The organism is Micromonospora echinofusca (genome assembly GCF_017614955.1).
In the GTDB taxonomy this organism is placed as follows: Bacteria; Actinomycetota; Actinomycetes; order Mycobacteriales; family Micromonosporaceae; genus Micromonospora; species Micromonospora echinofusca_A.
The window spans coordinates 1-1,397 of the sequence record NZ_WVUH01000638.1 but is presented as its reverse complement, the minus strand read 5'-3'; the positions used below and the strand labels follow the sequence as shown (position 1 = coordinate 1,397).

The window sequence follows — 1,397 nt, the reverse complement described above, 5'->3', positions numbered from 1 at the left end:
GGCTCTACTGACGTTGTCGTGGGTAGGGGTTTCATGATCGTCCGGGTAGTGGTGGGCACAGGCCGCCGCGTCGGAGCATGGCCATGGTGATCAGGGCGTTGGCGGAGTGGTATCCGTAGCCCTGGCGGGTCAACAGCCGTAGGTGGGTGTTGTTCGCCTCGATCCGGGCGTTGGACAGTCCGCAGTCGAGCATGTTGTGGATGGCGTCCAGGTGGGTGCGGATCGTGGCGGCGAGTGTGACGAACGGTGGTAGCTGGCTGCGGGAGGCCCAGCGTAGCCACCCGGTGAGTAGGTGTTTGCCGTCGTCGCCCTTGACCGCGACGATCTCGCGGAGTTGTTCCTTGAGCAGGTAGGCGCGGTACAGCGGTTTGTTCGTGGCCTGGATCTGCGCGAGGGTCTGTTTCTGGGTGTCGGTGAGGTGGTCGGGGTTGCGCCACAGGGCCCAGCGGGCGCCTTTGAGCATGCGGGAGGTGGCATTGCGTTGGCCTGTGCCGCCCCGGGCGGTGTTCCACACCTGGCGGCGGACCTTGTCCAGGGCCTCACTGGCCCAGGCGACGAGGTGGTAGGGGTCCAGGCAGCGTGCCGCCTGGGGTGCCCGCTGGGCGGCCACGCTGGTGATCCACTCTCCGGCGTCGGCCGATACGTGGGTCAGCTGGGCGGCCCGCTGCGCTCCGAGGTCGTCGAAGAACGCGTTCACGGTGGCCTTGTCCCGCCCGGCGCGGGCCCATACGAGACGGCCGGTGTCGTGGTCGACCACGACGGTCAGGTACCGCTGGCCCTTGCGGTAGGCCACCTCGTCGATACCGATACGTCGCAGGCCGTCGAGCCGGTCGGTCGTGCCGCCGGTCTCGGCGACGACCCGGGCGGCGATACCGGTCACCGCCCGCCACGAGATCCGTAACAGCTGACCGACGGTGGACGCGGCGGTGTGGGCGGTGAGCCACGCGCAGGTGTCCTCGAACGCGGTGGTGAACCGGGAACCATGCCGTGCCCACGGCGTGCCCACCACGGTCGGACCGTGGACCGGACAGTCCACCCGCGGTGCGGCGGCCTCCACCAGCACCCGCACCACACCGAAGTCCAGATGCCGCCAACGGCGTACCCCGCCACCCCGGTCGTACCAGGGCGCCCGCGCACCGCAGCGTCCGCAGCGGCGGGCTGCCCCTTTGCGGGCCCGTACCCCGACGACCAGCACGTGACCGGCATCATCGTCCTCGACGGTCAGCGATTCGATGACCACCTGCGGCAGTCCCAACAGTCGCTGCCATATCCTTGCATCACGCACGCCGTTTCCCGATATGCCCCGATTCCGATCTCGACAACCGGAACCGTAGGCCGGTAAACGGCGTGCGCCGCTACGGCACGCTCAACCCACCCACGACAACGTCAGTAGAGCC

The 1,397-nt window shown here is 68.8% G+C and carries 1 protein-coding gene; it reads right to left on the bottom strand.

The genetic code is table 11. The features are described from left to right. Positions 1-31: 31 nt before the first annotated feature. On the bottom strand, positions 32-1,285 hold the full coding sequence (locus GSF22_RS33525) for an ISL3 family transposase (RefSeq protein ID WP_208817908.1): 1,254 nt from the start codon (positions 1,283-1,285) through the stop codon (positions 32-34). Between the last annotated feature and the right edge of the window lie 112 nt (positions 1,286-1,397).